The sequence below is a fragment of the Rhizobium sp. BK512 genome, from assembly GCF_014194915.1.
Lineage (GTDB): Bacteria > Pseudomonadota > Alphaproteobacteria > Rhizobiales > Rhizobiaceae > Rhizobium.
Genome location: NZ_JACIAS010000003.1, coordinates 21,149 through 41,765, shown reverse-complemented (window position 1 = coordinate 41,765; position 20,617 = coordinate 21,149). Strand labels below are relative to the sequence as shown.

Here is a 20,617-nt window from a genome sequence, read left to right as displayed (position 1 = left end):
GCGCCAAACGCGGCGCGCCGGTCAGACCGGCGCGCCGCTTAGCTCAATATAAGCAGGAAGTGGTGAACGATATGCGTCCCAAAACTCCGCTCACCGGCAGCAAGCGCAAACAGATCGGGAAACTGACCCATGGATTAAGGGGCATATTGGTGTTCCTGGTCATCACGTCGGGGGTTATCAACGTTCTGGCGCTGACCGGTTCCTTCTACATGCTGCAAATCTATGACCGTGCGCTGACCAGCGGCAGTGTCCCAACCCTCCTTGGACTTTCGGCACTGGCAATCGGCCTCTATCTGTTCCAGGGATTCTTCGACATCATCCGATCGCAAATTCTGGTGCGCATGGGTGCGCGGCTCGACAGTCGGATCGCTCCCATGGCGCATCAGGTCGCGATCGACATGCCGCGGTTCGGCTTTTCGACAGCTGAATCGCTGGAGCGTGGACGCGATGTCGATACGGTTCGTGCCTTCCTCGGCAGTCAAGGCCCGGTTGCCCTCTTCGACCTGCCATGGGTGCCGCTCTATCTGATCTTCGTCTACATGCTCCATCCCTATCTCGGAGCTCTCACATTCGCCGGCGCGTTCATCCTCTCGATACTGACGATCGTGGCAGAACTCATGACGCGCCGTTTGGCGAGCGCCACGCATAAATCGGGGATAGAGCGCAACGCCATTGCCGATTCCAATGCTCGCAACGCCGATATCCTCAAGGCGATGGGCTTTGCAGGGCGCGCGGTCGATCGCTTCAACCGCGCCAATCAGGACCATCTCGAGCTGCAGACCCGCACCAACGATATCAGCGGTACGTTCGGAGCGATTTCGCGTGTGCTCCGCATGATCCTGCAGTCTGCCGTGCTTGGCCTCGGCGCCTGGTTGACGATCAAGGGAGAGCTGTCGGCGGGTGCAATCATCGCCGCTTCGGTTGCCTCCGCACGCGCGCTTGCGCCCGTGGATCTCGCAATTGGCAACTGGAAGGGTTTTGTCGCCGCCCGTACGGCCTTCAACCGGCTGAAGGAGACGGTCATCGCGCTTTCGGGCACAGTTGCGCCGATGGCGCTGCCAGCGCCTGCCCACTCGCTGAAGGTCGAGAAGATAACAGTCGCTGCGCCTGGCTCGGGAAGGGTCCTTCTCAGCGAAGTCAGCTTCGAGATCGCCGCAGGCCAGGCGCTTGGCATAATCGGTCCAAGCGGTGGCGGCAAGACGACGCTCGCACGCGCCTTGACCGGTGTTTGGCCGACCCTTCGCGGCAGCGTCAGGCTCGACGATGCGGAACTCACGCAATGGTCGGATGCGGATCTCGGCCAGCACGTCGGATACCTGCCGCAGGATGTGGCGCTTCTGGACGCGACGATCGAGGAAAACATCTCGCGCCTGGAGCCGCAGGTCGATCCGCGCGCGATCGTCGAAGCCGCTCAAACCACGGGTATTCATGAGATGGTCGTGCGCATGCCCGATGGCTACCGCACAGCCCTCGGGCCTCAGGGCATCTCGCTTTCTGCCGGGCAGCGCCAGCGCATCGGTCTTGCAAGGGCGCTCTACCGCAATCCCTTCATCGTCATCATGGATGAGCCCAATTCGAACCTTGATGGCGAGGGCGAGATGGCACTCACCCAGACGATCAGGGCAGTGCGCGCCCGCGGTGGCATCGCAATCGTCATCGCTCACCGGCCGAGCGCACTCGCCGCCGTTGATATGGTTGCCGTCATCCAGAATGGAAAGATGATAGCGTTCGGACCCAAGGACGACATCCTCAAGCCATCGGTTGCGGACACTGGCAGCAAACCTGCGGCCGCAACACAGGTCGGCTCGCGTATGACAGCGAGGATGTCAGAATGATCGAGGTCAAGGCAACCAAACCCGTCAAGGAAGATCACGACGCGCACGATCGCTATGTTCTCAAGAATGAGGACAAAAGCAGCAAAGTGCCGATGTTCCTGACGCTCTTTCTCACGGGATTCGCGCTCTATCTGAAGAGCGCGCTGTCAGCGCAGCACGAAGGTCTGCCGGCAGGAGAGACGGCTCAGCGCCCGTCCATGGATGCCGACGAGGGCCTGCCTGCGACCGATCCCGCCAGCGCTGGCTCCTTGGCAGGAACAGCGATCGAGGAGGAAGCGGCACCGCCTCCAAGAAAGGCGGGAGGAGTGCATCTGTCCAACCACAAGAACGCTGTGAGCTACCTGCAATCGGACTCGCCGCCGATCGAATTCGGCAGGCTGAACCTGCCGAGCCTTGCTCTCCTGAAAACGTCAGGCGGGATCTCCGTTTCCTTCCACGCATCCAACGACAATGCCTGGACCGTCGGCAAGCCAGCATCAATCGTTCCCGTGCGCATGTCCAAGGATCAGGCCTGGACAGGTGCCGACAGAGCCGCTTCAGCGACACCGCAGGCGAAAGAGGACAAGCCGGTTCAGCAGGAGAAGGCACACAACCGTGCGCCACGGGTCGGCAACCCGGTGACACTCGCCGATGTTTCCGGCTGCACGATTGCCTTGATCGGCTTGGCCGATTTTTTGCGCGGCACATCGGACCCCGATGGGGACGCACTGTCGGTCAAGGACATCAAAGTCTCATCCGGCAAGCTGGTGCAGGCAGACGGTGGATGGTCTTATCAGGCCGAAGGGCTTGGTCCCGTGACCATCCACTACCAGATTACCGACGGCACCGCCTCGGTGCAGCAGACTGCCCATTTCTCCGTCGTCGAGACTGCACCAATAACCGGCACTGACGGAGACGACCTGCTGGTCGGTACCAGTTGCATCGATGATATCGACGGATTGGCCGGCGATGACAATATCGACGCCAGAGACGGAAGCGATACCGTGGATGCCGGCGATGGAAACGACAATATCGTTGGCGGCAGCGGAGACGATACGATCTTTGCGGGCAGAGGCAATGACATCGTTCTCGCCGGTCTCGGCGACGACCACATCTTCGGAGGCGCCGGCAATGACCGCCTGTATGGCGAGGAGGGTCGCGACAGTATCTTCGGAGACGCCGGCGACGATCTGCTGAGTGGCGGTGCCGATGGCGACATCCTGCACGGCGGCGCCGGCAATGACGCTTTGAAAGGCGATGACGGCAACGACGTTCTCGAGGGGGGAGATGGAAACGACAGCCTAGCCGGCGGCACCGGCAACGATGTGCTGCGCGGCGGCAGCGGCGAGGACACGGTCAACGGCGAGGATGGCAACGACACGGTTGCCGGTGATGCCGACCGGGTGAACGATACTTACGACGGCGGAGCCGGGACCGACAGCCTCGATTATTCTGCGCTTGTGGAGGTAGCCGAGATCAATCTGGCAGATGGCATCGCTTCCGGAGCCGAGATCGGCACCGACTCGATTTCGAACTTCGAAATCGTACGCGCTGGCGCAAACGATGACATGGTTACTGGCAGTGCCGGGGCCGAAGAAATTCATGGCAACGGCGGCAATGACCATCTGAGCGGCGGAGGCGCTTCGGATGTCGTCAACGGCGGCGATGGCGATGATGTCGTCACAGGCGACCTCGATTGCGTGGCAGATAGCTACGATGGCGGAAGCGGAACGGACACGCTCGATTACTCAGCCGCACTCATGTCCGTCGTCGTTGATCTCGCTGCTGGTAGCGCATCCGGTCAGGAGATCGGCACCGATGGAATTAGCAACTTCGAGATCATCAGCACCGGCGAAGGTGACGACCTCCTGCGCGACGGCGACGATGCCGATTGTTTCCTCGCCGGCAAGGGCGATGACACGGTCGCCGCGGCTGCCGATGCGGCGGATGACGACTTCCGGGGTGAGGACGGTTTCGACACGATCGACTATTCCCAGGCCGCCCACGGCGTGCTTATCGACCTGACGACCGGCAAGGCCACCGGTTTCGATGTCGGTCATGACAGCATCGAGGGATTTGAAAAAATTATCGGTGGTTCGGGCGATGACGTCGTCCGGGCCGGACCGGTGGCTATTGTCGTCGAGGGCGGGGCGGGCAGCGACACGTTCGAGTTCAGCGTTCCTGCAAGCCAAAGTGCCGAGGTCGTCCATCAGATTCTGGACTTCATGGTCGGGGACCGTATCGACGTGTCCAAGTACAAGATCTTCGAGGAGGTCATGGACGGGCTGGAGGATCGCTTCGAGGATATTTACGGCGAGAAGGCCGACTCCGAGCCCCTGCCGATACGTGTACGTCATGAGGGAACGGATGACATGAGCCGCACCTTCATCGAAGTCGATATGGACAAGGATCAACATTACGAAATGACGATCAATCTGACGGGGCACCATCTCCTCGTGATCGTCGAGAATACCTGAGGGGGAGACAAGACGTGTCTGCAAAGCAACCGAAAACTCAATCTACTCCCTCACCCGAGGTAAACAACACTTTCCCTGTCACATCGCGAGTTCTTGCCGGCATAGCGCTCGGCCTCCTGCTCTTTGCAGGAGCAGGCGGCTGGGCAGCGACGACCCAGCTGCAAGGCGCGATCATCGCGTCAGGCGTCATCAAGGTCGATCGAAACCTGAAGTCGATCCAGCATCGCGATGGCGGGATCGTCAGTGAGATCGCAGTCAAGGAAGGGGACGTCGTGAGCAAGGGGCAGGTCATGCTGCGCCTCGACGATGCCCAGACGCGCGCCGAATTGTCGATCGTCAAGACGCAACTCGTCGAGCTCGCGGCACGCCAGGCGCGCCTGATCGCCGAACGGGACAATCTGGAGGAACTCGTTTTCGAGCCGGCGTTCAGCGCCGAGTTTCCCCTTATCTCATCCGGCGAGCTGCGATTGTTCGATGGCAATCGTCGCAACCGGCAAAATCAGAAACAGCAGCTCCAGTACGGAATATCCCAACTTGAGGAGGAACTGAAAGGCCTCGTCGCGCAGCATCAGGCAAAGGCCGACGAACTTGATCTCGTGAGGGTCGAACATAGCAAGATCAAGGGCCTGGCGGACAAGAAGCTGGTCGACACGTCCCGCAAATACGTGATCGACCGCGAGCTCGCGAAGCTGACGGGAGAGAGCGGGGAGATCCAGGCCAATATTGCACGATCGCGAGCGCGGATGAGCGAGATCCAGGTCCAGATCATTGCCATCGATGAAGCTGCGCGCACCGAGGCGCAACGAGAGCTGAGTGTCGTCGAACCGAAGCTATCCGAATTGCGGGAACGACGGATCGCTGTCGAAGACCGGCTGTCACGGACAGATATTCGGGCGCCACTGACCGGGACAGTGAACGAGCTTTTCGTGCATACGATCGGCGGCGTCATTACACCGGCTGAAAAGCTGGTGACACTGGTGCCGGCCGACGCTTCGCTGAAGATAGAGGCGAGGCTCTCCCCCACCGATATCGACCAGGTTTTCATCGGCCAGGACGCCAGGCTGCGTTTCTCCGCCTTCAACCAGCGTGCAACGCCGGAACTTGACGGCAGCATCGCTTATGTCTCCGCAGCCACCAGCACAGATCCAGCGACAGGCCAGATATTCTACCTTGCCGACGTAGCCGTGACCGCAACAGAGCTCGCAAGACTTGGAAACAAGAAGCTTCTTCCCGGCATGCCTGTTGAAGTTTTCGTCTCGACCAAAGAACGGACAGCGATGTCGTTTCTCGCCAAACCGCTCACTGATCAGTTCAGCCGGGCATTCCGCGAGGAATAGTTCCTTATTCGATCGCCCCGCCGCAGGGAGTGACAAGACGAAATATCCCCTCGTGTTTGACCCTGCAGAACTGGGCGAAGCCCGTTCGACTTGCAAGCCCGGACCTGCAGGTGCAAAATCACTATGGAGCGAAAAAGGGACGTCGCAGAAGCGTCCTGGAATCCGGTGCTACGGCGCCTGGTCCCCCGAACTCGATGAAGCCGGCGCATGTCGCGGCGGCCGCGAGAAAGGGTGACCAGAATGTCCTCGCAATCCAATTCCCGTTTCGTTGTCGTTCACGAAGACGACGTCGGCATCAGCCACGGCGCCAATACTGCTTTCCTCGAGCTCGCCCGCCTGGGGCTGTGCACCGCCGGCTCGGTGATGGTGCCGTGCCCGTGGTTTGCCGAAATCGCTGCCATCGCCCGCGACAATCCGGAACTCGATCTCGGCGTGCACCTGACCCTCAACTCGGACATGAAGCCCTATCGCTGGCGTCCGCTGACCGGTGTTTCGGATAAGGGCCTCACCGATCCCGACGGTTATTTCTGGGCCGAGGTCCCCGACGTGCGCCGCAACGCCGATCCGGCGGCGGTGGAGCGCGAGCTGCGCGCCCAGATTGAGGCGGCGCTTGCTGCAGGCATCGATGTGACCCACCTCGATTGCCACATGGGTACCGCGATGATGCCCGAGTTCGTTACCGTCTACGAGCGGCTGGGTGCCGATTACCGCCTGCCGATCCTCTTGATGAAGGACTACATGACGTTCTCCGTCATGGACTATGTCGGTCCGGTGACGACTGCGGAATTCGACGCAGCATCGAGAAGGGCGCGCCAGCGCGGGAATCCGATTGTCGACCTACAACTGGAAACGCCCTGGGCATGGCCGCAGGGCATCGAGGCGGCCTATCGCGACCTGTTCTCACGTGTGCGAGAAGGCGTGAGCTGGCTTGCGCTGCATTTCAATGCACCCGGCGAGATTGAGCACATGGCGAGCGATGCGGCGTTCCGGACGGGAGAATATGAGTTCTTCCGCAGCCGGCAGGCCGCAGAGCTGATGGCCGAATTCGGCATCGTGCCGATGGGTGTGCGGAATTGGCGGGACCGGATGCGCGGAAAGGAGACAATCCATGGCCAAATCAACGAGGTATGATCCATGGACATTTTCATGGTCGTTCTAGATCGTGCGAAAGTGCGCTGCCGGATGCGCGCTGACACCGCGTGCAGCTACAGATGTGATTATGCAGAGGATCGCCGCCGACTTCGAGGGAACGAGCGCCACAGGGACATTCCTGCATGCTAGGTGGCAAAAGGCCAATTCCGCATTGCCATTGGCTGCCGGTCCTACGATCCGGAATCGGCATGGCCTATCACATTCGAGCTCATGGCCTCGGAACCGCGTGGGCGGCTACCAGAATACCTGAACGGCGACGACAACGACGATAAATGCAACCACGACCACTGAAGCCATCCGTAAAACAGTGCGATTGGCCTGGGCGAGTACCTGTGGCTTCGGGTCTCGCTTGGGATTGAATTTGTGGCGACGTTTCTGTGGTGCCGCCGCCTGGGATGGTTTGTTTCCTGCTGCCATGGCTGTTTCGCTCGACGTGGTGGATTTCTGCAAAGCTAATTTAGCATGAAAGCTACTTGACGCGGCGGTGACGTCAAGCATTGCGGCGAACGGAGAGCGCCGCCTGCCGAGACGAAGAGGAACAAATGAGAGCTTGTGCGGTTCATGCCTCACACAACAAAGGAGGAATCTCATGGACCATAGCAATCATGTTCGGCTGACACCGGATGAACTCACCCCGACAAACCTCGAAGGCGCGACCGTCTACGGAGCTGATGACCAGAAGGTTGGAACGATAGATCACATCCACGGGACCAGCCTCGCCGTTATCGACGTCGGCGGGTTCCTCGGTATTGGAGCCAAGCCAGTTGCCGTCCCATTCAAGGATTTCGACTGGATGAGAGATGAGGACGGCGTCATTCACGCCGTGACTGGCTGGACCAAGGATCAGCTCAAAGACATGCCCGAGCATCGGGATTGAAGCAAAGCTCGGCCCAAGTGCCGGGCTTTCCGCTCCGCGGGTGTATTATTCCGCATTGTTCTTGTGATGGGGGAAGACATGGAAGCGCAAACGATCTTTTTTGATAAAAGCGACTGGGTGCCCAACAACCAGACGCTTCCGGTTATCGTCTATCGTGAAATCTTCATCTGCGATGATGGTTGTGAGGAATTCGCGCGTCTATTCACCTCGCACGGATGGGAAGGTGTCTGGCGCGATGGTGTTTTCGATTATCAACACTATCACGCGGGTGCTCACGAAGTGCTTGGTGTCGGAAAAGGAACGGCGAAACTTCTGATCGGCGGCCCTACCGGTAAGGTGTTCGAGGTGCACGCTGGAGATTGTCTCGTCCTTCCAGCGGGGACGGGACATCAAAACCTGGGCGCAAGCAGTGACTTTCGAGTGGTTGGTGCCTACCCACCAGGCCAACACGCTGACGTTCAGACAAGCGCTGCGACCGCAGAATTCCTCAAAACGATCGCCGAGGTCGCGCTGCCCGAAACCGATCCGGTGCAAGGCGTCTCTGGCCCGTTGTTCGAGGCCTGGCATCTCGGCGATAGGTAGGGCAGCCGATTCAGGCGTTGATTCAACCCGCATCGGCTTCGTGCGGGTTCGACCCGGAGAAGGTCAGGAGTGTTGAATTAGGGCTCGGGACCACCTGGAACAGGGAAGATCCGACCACTGGCCGCGAAGACATCATCGATGTCGCTCGCTTGCGCAACCGGGCAGGTGATATAGAACGCGCGTGCATGGGCGGTGTCTACCAGCGCCAAAATGCTCGACGAAGAAGGCCCCGCGGCTGGTGAGGCCTTCGATCTTTATCATCCGCGCCTCGTCACAGCCGAGACCGGATTTCGGATCAGAACGTGCGCTGCAGGCGCAGGAAGCCCGACGTGACGTCTTCGGCACCATCCGGATCGAGATACTGAAGGGAGATCTTCGCAGCAAAATTGTCGACGAACTGGTAGTCGATCGTCAACCCGACCTTCCAGGCATCGTTGTCGTCGTTGAATTCGTCACCGACGATGCCGTAGTGGCCGTAATACTGGAACGCCGGAGTGAACTTCAGCTTGTCGGTCGCCTTGACAGCATACTCGCCAGCGACAACCCACTCAGCCTTGTTGTAATAGGCATTCGGATTGCTGGAGTAGATACCGGCGAGGCTGAGAATGCCGGGGCCGATAGGAACCGTACCCATGGCGCGAACGGCGCCTTCTTCGTTGTCGGTGTCGTAACCAGCCGTGACCTGATACGTGAACACACCTGCCCTGCCAGCCACGGCGACTCCTACGCCCCAGTTGTTGGCGGCTTCACCACGGTAGAATGGGCTGTCTTCCAGTTCGTCAACGCTGATGCCGGCGTAGAAGTCGCTCGTCTCATACTGGTAACGGATGGAGTTATGCAGGGTGACCGGGGAGCCGATGTCGTCGGTTTCCCCGGTGAGACCATCGTCCCACCAGGAGTAGAAGAGACCAGCGCGGAAGCCGGCGATATCGATATAGGCGGAGTCGAGCTGGGCCTTCTGGTCTGTCGCGTTGTCGGCATTCGTCTGGATGACGATGAGACCGGTGAGCGGGCCGTATTCGGTATCGCTCTTTGCCGTGAACTGAACCTGGCCTCGCGTGCGGGCGTCCCAGTCGGAATCGTTCGGAACGGAACCGCCGCCGCTCGCGCTGATGGAGCTTGCGTTCGGAGCAACGTCAACCTGAAGACGGATGTAACCGTTGATCTTCAAGCAGGTTTCCGTACCCGGGATGTAGAAGTAGCCGGTGCCGTAGGCGTCGCAGACGCGGACGTATTCAACCGGTTCCGGTTCTGCAGCGACGATCGCGTCAGCAGCCTGAGCGCCGGAAACCACTGCCATAGCGGCTGCAGCGGCAAGGAGGATACTCTTGATGTTCATGATGATCCCTTTTCGTTGAGGCGCCGATCCTTGGGAAAACGAGGCGTCACGATAACGAGATCGGATCGCATGGACTATGAGCTCACGCAACAATGTGACAGTTTATGACAGGTCGAGCGCAAGTAGTGTATCCGAAACCACACATCACACTCACCGACGGAAACGTCGTTGATCGGGAGAGCGTTGCGCTGCAAAAACTTCGTCTGAACCGGGCGCGCCTCCGGAAATGCCTGTCACCAAAGCCTCTTCATATCGAGAAACTCGTCCACGGCGCCTTGTGCTCTGGCGGTCAAATCGGCTTTCTCGGGGTGAGGAGCAGGCTGTCTGCAGCTGATATGCCAGGATGGCTTAGTCCTCGATGACCTCGATCTCTGGTAGGCCGGCGAGCGACAGGCGTAGGCGGCCGCGCTCGGCACGTTCCAGCACGATAGGCCCGGCCTTCTCCTCCAGCCGCCGGCGAAGAAGGATGAGCCGGGTCTCAAGGTTGTCCTTGAAATCCGGCAACTGTAGGCGCCGGTCGCGGCGGAGCTCGCGGTTCAGGAAGTCCTGCTTGCCGCTACGCCGGTAATCTTCAAGAAAGTGCAGTAATAACCGGCCCGGCACGCCGCGGATCAGGTATTCATCGTCAACGAATAACGAGCCGTCGCGCTGATAGAAGCGCACTGCGATCCGCCGACCGGCCGGCACGTGCTCCACCGGCGAACCGCCCTCGGCGCCCCGGCTCGTCTCGGGCCGCTCTGGTCCATCAGACAGGAAGGAGAGGGCGGTGGCGAGGTGTGCTGCCACCACCGTCAGCGCTTCTTCGTCTCGGTGCCGAAAGGTGAAGCGTTCTGTCGATTCCAGGAAGAGCACGCCCACGAGCGTTCCCCGTGCGGCGAGCGGCAGCGCGATCTGGCTGAGCGGCTTGTCGAGAGCCGGAAGCGGGATCGGCGTCGCATCGTCGACGCCCGCCATGGCCCGCACCGCCTGGATATAGCGCAGGCCGCGGCTGAGGTCGGTGATCCGCACGTTGCGCTGCTGTTCGGCTGCGGCCCCGATAATGCCGCGCCCGAGCGGCACCTCGGCACCGAAGCCGAACTGGTCGTAGCCGCGGCTGGCGATCGTCGTCAGGCCGCCGCGTTCGCCGTCCGGCACCAGCACCATGGAATGGTGATAGCCGAAGAGCTCACCCAGGCCCTCGAGCGTGGCGTCGAGCAGGGTTTCCGGATCGATGCAATCCGACATCCGCGCCGTCAGCCGCGCCACCTTGCCCATCAGGTCGGGCAAAAACAGTGGCTCCGGCTCGACCAGCGGATGGGCCGCAGGCACGGCCCGACAGTCCTCCACCCGGTAGATGTCGACAGCGCGCAGCTTCATGATCCCGCTCATCCGGCTTTCCAGTATCGCCAGATGGATCGCTACCCGCTCGAATGTCTCGCCCTCTGTTTCGGAGCGTGTGAACACCAGGTCGAGCACGTGCTGCTGGCCGCTATAGCCATCGACCACCATCACGGTCGCAAGCCCGTTGCGCGCCACATTGATGGCGGTCTTGGAGAAGAACTGGTTGGAGAGCGCGACATGCGTCTCGTCGACGTAATGCACGTGCGAGAGGTAGGAAATATTGGGCATTCCGTCGTCATCGGTAGTGGCGATGACGGAGGGGATGACGCCTTCAAAACTGTCCCGCAGCCTATCGAGCGGGATCATGCGGCAGCTTCCGGCGTCAGCCTGCGTCCGGCGCCCGGCCCCGGCGTCTGCTCGAAGATCGCCTGCGGTGCGATCGTCAGGCAGACGAGTTCCTGATCCGAGAGCGTGCTGGAGAGCTGCATCCGGGTGACACCGAGCGCCATCATGCGCGCGAGCTGCTCTGCGACATAGGCCTCGCCCCGTGCCCGATGGGCCTCATCTGCCGGCCCCGCCTCCACGACCCGGCCCTTGATCTGGCAGGCCTTGTAGTCGGTGGCCCGCACATAGGTCGTGGCAATCGGCCGGCCCACCAGCGCCTCCCCCACGGCTCTTGGCCATTGGCTGCGGGAGGCGAGAAAATGCAGATGCCCGCTCTGCCGGTCGACACGCACGCCGGAACCGCGGCCGATCATCGGCCGGCCGGCCTCGTCGCGCGTCGCAAACAGTATCATGACGGGACTTTCTATGAATTCCACCAGTTCCGGCCCGAGCAATGCTTCCCTCCCTGAGACCAGGCGATGATAGTTAGTTAGGATATTCTTAGCAATCGTTCCAATTGCTTAGGATGGTTTTAGGAAGCGCCTCGCAGTGGCCTCGGCTATCTCCCGCTTATCAGCCCGGCGCAGAGAAAGAGGCGCCGGCCAACGAGAGGAAGACCAACATGAGCCATGAATTCTCGCTTACCAGCATCCCCGATCTCAACGGTCGTTACGATATTTACGGCGCGATACACAAAGGCCTGCGCAAGGCCGGCTGCGACCTGCTCGCCCGCCTCGGCACGGCCGATTTCCAGAACGTCGAGGAGACGGTCTTCCTGATCGGCGACCTGCGCCATTACCTGATGCTTGCCGCTTCCCACGTCATGCACGAGGACGACAACATCCACGTGGCACTCGCCGAAAAGGGTGTCTCGACCGTCACGCTGGATGAGCAGCACGACGACCACCGCACCGCCTTCCGGGAGCTGGAAGAACTCGTTGTCGCCTGGGAAAAGGCCTGGCCGCTGCACAAGTCCGCCTGCGGCCGCAAGCTCTATCTCGCCTTTGCCGCGTATCTCGCAGACGATTTCGCGCATATGCACGAGGAAGAGGCGGTGACCGGCCCTCTGCTGTGGCGTCACTTCAACGACCAGGAAATATTCGGCATCGAGATGCGCATCATCGGCTCCCTGCCGCCGGAAAAGAGCATGGCCTTCATGCGCATCATGATCCCGGCGATCAATCCGGCCGAGCGCGCTGCACTTTTGGGCGCCATGAAAAAGGATGCGCCCCCGGAAATCTTCCAGGCCGTCATCGACTTCGCCGTCCGTCCGGGGCTTTCGGCCGGCGATTTCGCCAAGCTTGCCGATGCACTGAAGCTGGCAGCCTGAGAGGCGGGCGGCGGGCAGTCGACAGATCGCCCGCTGCTTGCCCGCAACGCTAGGAGAAAATTCATGTGCAAACCGAATGGCGCGGCTGCCATGCCGGTCGAATGTCCGTATCGCGGCGATTGTCGTCTCTGTCCGACGTTATCCGTAGTTCCGGCGGCGGGGGAGACAGCCGAGCACATTGGTGGGATCCTCCGGCAAAATGATCCGGATTCTCAGCTTCGCCTGGCGCTCGTTCAGATGTTTTGCGCCACCTTGAACACGGATGTGAAAAGGTAGCCGAGGCTTTTGGCAGCAGAGGCGGTGATGTGATCGGCATCCATATAGAGCGGAACGCCGGCGCGCGACGCATGACAGCGGGCGTTATCGCAGAAGGAAGGCAGCGGATCGACGATCATCGCGTCGTATTCGGCGGCAGATTTCTCCAGCACGGAGCGAGCAAGCGCCTGCCGTTCTGCGATGTAAGACAGAGGCGGGGCAATGTCCGGTGAGGTGCCTTCAAGCTTGGCCTTGGCAAGTGCTTCTGGCACAAAATGCCCCATCTCAGGCACGTCCATGACCAGGACGACCTTGACGCCTTCCTGCTTCAACTGCGCCAGGGTGTTGTCAAGCGCCGTTGCGACGGGCTTTGAATAATCAGCGAGGTTCGGGGGAATGGAAGCGTCGAAATAATCGCCCTGGTTCGGCAATTCGGACTGGTGAACGTATTTGGGCCAATAGGCCAGCATGAACACGAGCGGGATATGCTTCTCGCGGATCAGGTCACGCACCGAGTCATTAAAAGCGGCGCAACGGCGCGTGTCGCCCTTGGTCGCAAGTGGTACGTCGTTAAGCGGCGGGCAGGAGGCGTGGGCAGCAAACATGCCGCCGAAGCCTCCGGCGGCCGCGGCGGCATCGATTGCCGGCGCCATCGCGGCGGCATGGGAATCGCCCCAGACGAGGAAGTCAGGACCGAGATCGCTGAGGTCACCGAGGGCGCAGACCCTGCCGCTTTCGACATCGGCATCGGATGGCCCCTTGTGATCGGATTCGCTGAAACAGCCCGCCTGATAGAAATGGCTGCGGTCATAGGTTGCCGCATAGATGGCGCGGACATCGGCCGGCAATCGGCCGGGCGCTCCGCCGCTCATGACCACCAAGGCCCCGGCACCCGCCGTTACCCCGACGAGCAGAACCGCTATTGCCGGAAGAAGCCTGCCCGTAAGCAGGACACGGCCCTTGCGGAACGGCCTTTCGACGAAGTGCCACGAAGCGACGGCGACAACGAGCGAGGCCAATATAACGACGAGACGCAGCGCGGGCGTGAGTTCATGATCCGTGAAATACCGCGTAAAGACGATGATGGGCCAGTGCCAGAGATAGAGCGAATAGGAAATCAGCCCCACGAAGACCATCGGCCGTAGCGCCAGAAGTCGGCCGACGATGCCGTTGCCGGCGCGCGCATGGATGATGCAGGCCGCGCCGAGACAGGGCAGCAATGCGGCAAATCCCGGGAAGGCCGTTTTCTCCGTAAAGACGAAGACCGCAATGCCGATCAGCACGAGGCCGATCGCCGCCAGAACTTGTCGGCCTGTTTCGCTGCGCAGCTCGGGAATGGCCCCCAGGCCCAGGATGACGCCGATCAGAAGCTCCCAGACGCGATACTGCGAAAGGTAGAAGCCCGCCGTCGGATTTTGGTTCAACACCCCGATGCTGGCAGCGAAGGATGCGGCCAGCGCGACGAGCATGACCGGCATGATCTGCCGCGGCGCCAGCCTCTGCAACAGGATCATGAGAAGAGGAAAGCCGATGTAAAACTGCTCTTCAACCGCAAGTGACCAAGTGTGCAGCAACGGCTTCATCTGGGCACCGATGTCGAAATATGCCGCCTCCTTGGCAAACTGAATATTCGACGCGAAGAGGGAGGCGGCGGTCATGCTTCGGGCGAAATACAGAAGCTCCTGTGGCATGAAGGCGAACCATGCCACGACAGCGCACGTCAGCATCATGGCAAAAAGGGCGGGAAAGATGCGACGGATGCGCCGTTGATAAAAGCCCGCGAGACTGAACTTGCCGAGTGCCATCTCGCCTGTGATCAGGCTGCACATCAGGTATCCCGAGATGACGAAAAACACATCGACGCCGACAAAACCCCCACCAAAACCGGGTACGCCAGCGTGAAAGAGGACGACCGGCAAGATGGCGATAGCGCGCAATCCGTCGATATCGGCCCGATAGGGTAGATGATTTTCACCGTTCCGAAGAGAAGATCGAATGGGGTTTTCTCCCCTGCTGAACATTATACATCCTCGGTGGTGTCGGCTGAGATCGAGGGCGGACCTATCCGACTCAATTAAGGTATTTTGAGGCAAACCATCCCAAAAGCAGCGCGCCGGCTAGCCAAATTGCGATCGCGATCAATCCGGCCCCCGCTAACCAAATGGGAGGCAGGTTCCGTCAAGGGCTCATCGGTGGAACTTGCCATCTCGAAGAAACGAAAGGGCTTGCGCCCACATGATTTTACTTGATGGAATGAAAGTGTGATTGGCCACGATTGCGATATGGTCGGCAGCTCCGACAAGTCGCGTGCTTTCTACCGTCACCTTACCGTCGTTGGCGTTTCGATGGCCAATGATCAAGGACGAGACGGGATCGATGGTTCGGGTACCCGCGATGATACCCAGTTCGAAATCGACCGGACCGAAAATATGGGCGAATGTACTCTGATCGGTAACGAGCTGCTGGCCGGCAGGGCCGTAGGCTGATTTATACAGCGGCACCTTTTTCAAGAAATCTGCGACCTGACTGCCATTATTTGGAGTCCCGATCATCACCACCCGCCCGAGATTTGATGGTCGATAGTTCTTCAACATGGCCCTGATGACCAATCCGCCCATGGAATGTCCCGCCAGGTGAAGACGGCCTTCTTCGTTGCTCTCAGACGCATCTTCGACTTCCTCCGCAATGATCTCTGCCAGCCGTTCAATGGGGTAGCGGGACGAAGGGTAGTCAACGTTGCGAGTAATGTAGCCTTGGGTCTGCAGGTAATTTTCGAACTTGCGCATGGAAGCGCTAGTCCTCCTGATGCCGTGAAGGAGAACAACGGTGTCGGTCATGTCAAATGCCGTGGCTCTGTCGATGGTCAGGATCTCGACGTCTCATCAACTTCGTTCTTAGCCTTGACCACAGTTCAGCCGGTACACGCCGCTACTTGCCCAGCAACATTGTACCAAGGACTCCATCGCGGCGGACGAGTCCGTGAAAAAGGGCTGCGGCGAGATGCAACAACACGAGAGCGAAGAAGGCGAAGGCAAGATACTGGTGCGCGGTCCAAAGGAGTGTGTGCAGGCTGTCGCTCTGCGGCAGGATTGCCGGAAGCCTTATTCCGCCGTACAGCACGATAGGATAAGCGGCTGCGGACATCATGGCCCACCCGATCAGAGGCATGCCGATCATCAGCGCGTACAAGGCGAGGTGAGACAGATACGCGGCAAGTTTCATCGGTTCGGGCAGATCTGCAGGCAACGCAGGTGCGCCTGATATGAAGCGGACCACAAGACGAACCAAGGCAAGAACGAGAATGGCAATGCCCAGTGTCTTGTGTGTCACCAGCAGCGGCAGATATTGCCGTCCGACAGTGGACACCATTCCGACGCCGATGAACAGCATTGCTAGGATGGCGATCGCCATCAGCCAATGCAACAGACGCTGGACGATGGTGAAGTGCGTGTTGGTGCCCGTCATGGCTTTGCGCTCGCTGTCGTTCGGGGATAATGGCTCGCTTCCGAGGTACGCAGATCGTAGGATCTGGCATAGGCGGCCGAACGGGCTGCCGGGAACGGATCATCGGAAACCTTTATGCCGTCAGGCAGAATAGTCGGATCGAAATTGATGTCCCGGCACGGGCCGTCGGCCTCCGGCTCGATTTTCTGGACAATTAGTGTACCGGCATCCACGGTTCGCCGCTCAGGCGGCCACGCTTTGGTCGGATCCGCCGTGGGATCGGACGGCTCGGCCACCGTCAAAACGAGCGTCCAGCGCTGCGGCGACTTCGCGACGCGTTCGGCAATTTCGTCTTCGAGATGGTTGGGGCCGAGCTTTGCAAAATCCTCGCTCGTAATCGGTATCGCCTGGGCTTGCGCACGCAGCGACCAGCGCACTGCATGCTCGGCGCCGTCACGATTCGCGAAAATGAAGGCGTTTAGGCTGTTGAACGTCTCTTCGGCGTAGCTCGCGGTCCAAGGAGCCGTCGTCGCCCATGCGCCGAACGCTGCGAACTCCGGATGGGCCGTCACGAAGCCCTTCATCGCTTCGGGATCCTTGCTCTTTGACGCTTCGAGCAGTTCGTAGAAACCTTGAGGAGTGGAGACCGCGAAGACGGGGGGATCGATCAGGGCCATGCGCCAGACGTCCCTGTCCGGTGTCGAGATCTGCACACCGAGCCCGCGCACCCGCACTGTCGGATCCGCCGCATCCGGGTCGGGAGTTGCCAGATTGAAACGACCGAGGACCGGATATTGTCCGGCGGCGAACACCATTGCCCGCGAGAGTTCAACGCCGTTCCCGTTCGCTTCGAACACGCCCGTGAAACAGATGCCCTTCGCGTGATTGCGCCGATGCCCCAGAGCGGCCCCGTCTGGAGGCGCCAAGGCGTCAACGAGCTTTGTGGAAGTAAGGCGGCCGGGCGAAAGCCACCCTGCAGTATAGGCAAACGCGCCGACGCCGAAGGCGACAACGGCAGCGATCAAGACAATCGATCCTAGAGCGGAACGCTGCGGGCTTGGCATCCAAGACTCTCCGTTCTTGTCAGTATCTGCGATGCTAGGAAATAAATTTCAGTGCAAGAGCGGCATTGATCCAGCGTGTAAGCAATCGAGATCTGCCGCTTGTATCGTTGTTTCCATCGCGGAAGATGGCACCCGCGAGCGACTTGGTCAATTCGTTCTCAGGCTGGAATTTACCCCTGACTTCACTGGAATCAAGCGATGTCATGCTTGTGGTTACGGAAGCCGGCGCTTCCTGTCGATCACCTTTAAAAACCCCTTCCACGAATGGCTTGGCGCCGTAATTCCTCATGCAAAACATAGACCATCATCGAATCGCAGAACGGGCAGGGGGTGTTGATCAGAATGCGGACGAAAGGTGGGGCGGACGACGAGATGTCCCAAACGATCGAAAGCGAAACTGGACTCGTCCATCCTCAGTCTGTCCTCGGATTGGGGGACTGAAACTCTACAGGATGAACGATATGAAGAATGCGGTCGGCTACGAAGGGCTCGCGTTTTTCGACGAGCTTCGTAATGTCCATTCTGGCATGACGACGGCAGCGATTCGATGGCAATCCTCTTCAAGACTGTAATCACTGAAAATTCGGCTTTCGAGATGATCGAACAGGCGCTCTCCGGCGCCAGTCAATATGACGGCTACCTCAATGTCGCCAGCGATGCGGGGGAGACCGCAACGTCCTGGGGGCCGGCAATGCACGCCGAAGAGTTCAAGAGCGAAGTCAGCGAGATCTTGAGAGCGACATGGGATGCAGCCCGCTTCTGGGTTATCTACGAGCGCCGCGAGGAGCGGAAGGATGCCAAAGCCACCGACATCCGAAACGCCGCCTTCCATCTCACGCGCGGCTACAGCGGCGTCATCGTCGTCACGCTAAGCCTGCTCGGCAAGCGCGACAGCGACAATGACCTTGAACTCGTCTTCGTCTGCTTCGAGCAGGATTTTCACAGGCGGAATTTTCGGGTCCGCTATGAAGGAAAGCCGGTCCCAAGCCGGGATTGACGCTGTAGCCCGATTCTAGGTCGAGATAATCCACTTCACGCCGTGCACGGCCATGGCGATGCAACCGAAGAGTATTGGCACGCCAGTCGGAGCGAAGCGCCGTCATGCCGAGCCACCATGGAGTGACCCGAGCCAATTGTACTGAGGAGCCTTTCCACGCGTTCGATGGTCCAATGGGACCTAAGTCCGTCTGGCAGGCTTTGGCCGGGTCACTCATATTAGTATCACGATAGATACGATGTTCCTTTGAGGGGAGGAACCGGGAGGTAGTATGAAATTTGGTTCTGACATTTTCGGCCACGAACAGTGCTGCTCGCAAGGCCATAGTTCTGCGTCGACCATCGCTGCGATCCAGGCCGCCCTATCAGCGGAGCCGGATATTGACAGCAGTGCCATCACGATCCGAATGCTGGGACCGGTCGCCCTCCTCGAGGGCTACATCACGAATGCGGCTGACCGGGATAAAGCGATTTCGATCGCTGCCATCATCGTTGGCTTTCACAATGTCCAGGACCGGATGCTGAGCCGCTTCCCGAGCCAATAAGGGCGCCCGGGGCGATCAGACCAAGGTCCTAATCCGCACGGACTGAAGTCCCTGGTCTGGAACACTCGCCTCCTTTTTCGGTTTGATCCCGCAGCGGAAAAAGACCGCTTTAAAGGAGGAAACAAATGAATATCAAAGCAGTAGGAATTGCGGCCGCCCTTCTGATGGTGTCCGGCACTGCGTTTGCTCAATCATCGACCGTCACGGGCGCAGCCGGCGGTGCCGCCACCGGCGCTATCGTTGGTGGTCCGGTCGGCGCCGCTGTCGGGGGTATTGTCGGCGGTGTAGCAGGCAGCGTCATCGATCCGCCACCGCAGAAGGTGGTCACCTACGTGCAGCAAGCGCCCGCGCCCGAGACGCACGTCGTCGTGAAGGAAAAGGTCGTCGTCGGGCAGCCGCTCCCCGAGACCGTCGTCGTAACGCCGATCCCCGATGAACCCAAATACTCTTATGCGATCGTCAACGATGAGCGCGTAATCGTCGAGCCTTCTTCGCGGAAGGTGATCCAGGTCATCCAGTGACCTCCATGTCACCAAACTGACCCCCAGGCGGCGCTTGCCGTCCATTCCTAAAAACAAGGACACGCATTCACTTCGCAAGGACGCGGAGACGAGATGTCGTGCCCATTACCCGGAGATCAACCATGAGAACCAATCATCTCGCCTTGGTCGTGGCGGCGTTGTCGCTCAGCGTATCGCCACTGGCCACCCTGCCTGCTGCAGCACAGGGCAGCGGTACGACCCAGTCTGGCTCGCAGGCCGAAACGCAATCGGGTTCCGGTTCGAAGACTGACACCATGTCGGGTTCGCAGACGGAACAGTCGAAATCCGGCGCAGCAGCCACGGGTAGCGACTGTACCCCGGACGCTTCGGGCGCGTGCCCGAAGGGCAAGGGCCAGTCGTCGGAACAGAAGGGGAGTGGAGGTTCCGATACACAGAAGTCTTCCACGGAAACGAAATCCAAGTCCGGTTCGCAGGACGCTTCTGGCGCCGTCACGACCGAGCAGAAGTCCAAGGAGGAAACGAACGAGAGCGGCGGATCCGCCACGACAGGCTCGAAGAGCGACTCCAATTCGTCCGGCACTATGACGAAGAGCGGTGAAACGTCGAAGCAGTCGACCGATCAGAACACGTCGACGTCCAACAAAAGCTCTACCGAAACGAACGTCAACAATACTACCACGAACAATACCAGGACCAACGTCAACGTCACAGTCGAGCAACAGACTGAAATCAGAGAGGTCGTGAAGGAAGTTCATGTCCAGCCTGTGAAGCAAGCCGACTTCACGGTGTCCGTCGGAACCAGGATTCCGAAGAAGGTCCGCCTCGAACGGCTACCGCCGCGTATCGTGAAGATCGTGCCGGCATACGAAGGCTACCGCTTCTTCCTCCTTGCGGACGGCCGGATCGTTATCGTCGATCCCGATGCTCTCACGATCGTCTACATCGTCTCGGCCTAGCAGGCAGCACCCGGCGGTGTCCTCGACACCGCCGGGGCCGCAGGAGGATTTCCATGATCCACAATGAACCCAAGCCTTCCGGATTCGCGTTTCCACTTATCCTTGTTCTGGTCGTCATGGCGGCGATGATCGGCGGCTTGGCGATGACGGCCGGTCATACGCCAGCCACCCGGGTATGGGTTCCCGCTACTTCAACGGCGCTTTGAAGGCGGCTGTGCCGCTGCGATATCGCCTCGTTTTTC

At 59.9% G+C, this 20,617-nt stretch carries 20 protein-coding genes; 12 read left to right on the top strand and 8 right to left on the bottom strand.

Going from position 1 to position 20,617, the window contains the following annotated elements; all coding sequences use genetic code 11:
* The first annotated feature begins 71 nt into the window (after window positions 1-71).
* The 4 genes from FHX06_RS11155 to FHX06_RS11140 all read left to right on the top strand — a co-directional run bounded on the left by FHX06_RS11155 (window position 72) and on the right by FHX06_RS11140 (window position 6,759).
* Window positions 72-1,835 carry a type I secretion system permease/ATPase gene (locus tag FHX06_RS11155; protein ID WP_112542107.1) on the top strand — a complete coding sequence of 588 codons (1,764 nt, stop codon included), beginning with the start codon at window positions 72-74 and terminating at the stop codon, window positions 1,833-1,835.
* The gene (locus FHX06_RS11150; protein WP_183879293.1) at window positions 1,832-4,291 is read left to right on the top strand and encodes a calcium-binding protein; all 2,460 of its coding nucleotides are present in this window, start codon (window positions 1,832-1,834) and stop codon (window positions 4,289-4,291) included. The genes FHX06_RS11155 and FHX06_RS11150 overlap by 4 nt, the downstream gene beginning before the upstream one ends.
* A gap of 14 nt (window positions 4,292-4,305) precedes the next feature.
* A complete protein-coding gene (locus FHX06_RS11145; RefSeq protein WP_183879291.1) occupies window positions 4,306-5,628 on the top strand; it encodes an HlyD family type I secretion periplasmic adaptor subunit in 1,323 nt (440 codons plus the stop codon).
* Window positions 5,629-5,868: 240 nt separating this feature from the next.
* A complete protein-coding gene (locus FHX06_RS11140) occupies window positions 5,869-6,759 on the top strand; it encodes a polysaccharide deacetylase family protein (RefSeq protein WP_183879289.1) in 891 nt (296 codons plus the stop codon).
* Between the two features lie 255 nt (window positions 6,760-7,014).
* On the opposite strand, the gene FHX06_RS11135 is transcribed toward FHX06_RS11140, so the two are convergent.
* Window positions 7,015-7,278 (bottom strand): hypothetical protein, encoded by a 264-nt coding sequence (locus tag FHX06_RS11135; RefSeq protein WP_246715533.1) that lies wholly within the window; start codon window positions 7,276-7,278, stop codon window positions 7,015-7,017.
* 91 nt (window positions 7,279-7,369) lie between these two features.
* On the opposite strand from FHX06_RS11135, the gene FHX06_RS11130 reads away from it, so the two are divergent.
* On the top strand, window positions 7,370-7,657 hold the full coding sequence (locus FHX06_RS11130) for a PRC-barrel domain-containing protein (RefSeq protein ID WP_183879287.1): 288 nt from the start codon (window positions 7,370-7,372) through the stop codon (window positions 7,655-7,657).
* A gap of 78 nt (window positions 7,658-7,735) precedes the next feature.
* Window positions 7,736-8,239, top strand: a complete 504-nt coding sequence (locus FHX06_RS11125; protein WP_183879285.1) for a cupin domain-containing protein — start codon at window positions 7,736-7,738, stop codon at window positions 8,237-8,239.
* A gap of 295 nt (window positions 8,240-8,534) precedes the next feature.
* Here FHX06_RS11125 and FHX06_RS11120 read toward each other — a convergent pair whose 3' ends face one another.
* The 3 genes from FHX06_RS11120 to FHX06_RS11110 form a co-directional block, all read right to left on the bottom strand.
* Window positions 8,535-9,578, bottom strand: coding sequence for a porin (locus FHX06_RS11120; RefSeq protein WP_183879283.1), 1,044 nt, complete (start codon window positions 9,576-9,578; stop codon window positions 8,535-8,537).
* Between the two features lie 348 nt (window positions 9,579-9,926).
* The gene (locus FHX06_RS11115) at window positions 9,927-11,264 is read right to left on the bottom strand and encodes a GAF domain-containing protein (protein WP_183879281.1); all 1,338 of its coding nucleotides are present in this window, start codon (window positions 11,262-11,264) and stop codon (window positions 9,927-9,929) included.
* On the bottom strand, window positions 11,261-11,737 hold the full coding sequence (locus FHX06_RS11110) for a hypothetical protein (RefSeq protein WP_183879279.1): 477 nt from the start codon (window positions 11,735-11,737) through the stop codon (window positions 11,261-11,263). The genes FHX06_RS11115 and FHX06_RS11110 overlap by 4 nt, the downstream gene beginning before the upstream one ends.
* Before the next feature lie 167 nt (window positions 11,738-11,904).
* Between FHX06_RS11110 and FHX06_RS11105 the strand changes: the two genes are divergently transcribed.
* Window positions 11,905-12,612, top strand: a complete 708-nt coding sequence (locus tag FHX06_RS11105; protein ID WP_113115578.1) for a hypothetical protein — start codon at window positions 11,905-11,907, stop codon at window positions 12,610-12,612.
* A 233-nt stretch (window positions 12,613-12,845) separates the two neighbouring features.
* Here the strand turns inward: FHX06_RS11105 and FHX06_RS11100 are convergent, their stop codons facing one another.
* From FHX06_RS11100 to FHX06_RS11085, 4 genes are all read right to left on the bottom strand, one after another.
* Window positions 12,846-14,888, bottom strand: coding sequence for an acyltransferase family protein (locus FHX06_RS11100; protein ID WP_183879277.1), 2,043 nt, complete (start codon window positions 14,886-14,888; stop codon window positions 12,846-12,848).
* Between the two features lie 165 nt (window positions 14,889-15,053).
* Entirely contained in the window at window positions 15,054-15,704 is a 651-nt protein-coding gene (locus tag FHX06_RS11095) for an alpha/beta fold hydrolase (RefSeq protein WP_113211086.1), read from the bottom strand.
* 91 nt (window positions 15,705-15,795) lie between these two features.
* Window positions 15,796-16,332, bottom strand: coding sequence for a cytochrome b (locus FHX06_RS11090; RefSeq protein ID WP_112542120.1), 537 nt, complete (start codon window positions 16,330-16,332; stop codon window positions 15,796-15,798).
* Window positions 16,329-17,375: a catalase family peroxidase gene (locus FHX06_RS11085; RefSeq protein ID WP_113211087.1), complete on the bottom strand. Its 1,047-nt coding sequence runs from the start codon at window positions 17,373-17,375 to the stop codon at window positions 16,329-16,331. Before FHX06_RS11085 ends, FHX06_RS11090 begins: the two co-directional genes overlap by 4 nt.
* A 547-nt stretch (window positions 17,376-17,922) precedes the next feature.
* Between FHX06_RS11085 and FHX06_RS11080 the strand changes: the two genes are divergently transcribed.
* The 5 genes from FHX06_RS11080 to FHX06_RS11060 all read left to right on the top strand — a co-directional run bounded on the left by FHX06_RS11080 (window position 17,923) and on the right by FHX06_RS11060 (window position 20,581).
* A complete protein-coding gene (locus FHX06_RS11080; protein ID WP_112542123.1) occupies window positions 17,923-18,372 on the top strand; it encodes a hypothetical protein in 450 nt (149 codons plus the stop codon).
* Between the two features lie 271 nt (window positions 18,373-18,643).
* Entirely contained in the window at window positions 18,644-18,916 is a 273-nt protein-coding gene (locus FHX06_RS11075; protein ID WP_112542124.1) for a BON domain-containing protein, read from the top strand.
* A 125-nt stretch (window positions 18,917-19,041) separates the two neighbouring features.
* On the top strand, window positions 19,042-19,437 hold the full coding sequence (locus tag FHX06_RS11070; protein WP_113013751.1) for a DUF1236 domain-containing protein: 396 nt from the start codon (window positions 19,042-19,044) through the stop codon (window positions 19,435-19,437).
* Between the two features lie 122 nt (window positions 19,438-19,559).
* The gene (locus tag FHX06_RS11065; protein WP_183879275.1) at window positions 19,560-20,375 is read left to right on the top strand and encodes a DUF1236 domain-containing protein; all 816 of its coding nucleotides are present in this window, start codon (window positions 19,560-19,562) and stop codon (window positions 20,373-20,375) included.
* A gap of 53 nt (window positions 20,376-20,428) precedes the next feature.
* Window positions 20,429-20,581 carry a hypothetical protein gene (locus FHX06_RS11060; RefSeq protein ID WP_183879273.1) on the top strand — a complete coding sequence of 51 codons (153 nt, stop codon included), beginning with the start codon at window positions 20,429-20,431 and terminating at the stop codon, window positions 20,579-20,581.
* The last annotated feature ends 36 nt before the right edge of the window (window positions 20,582-20,617 follow it).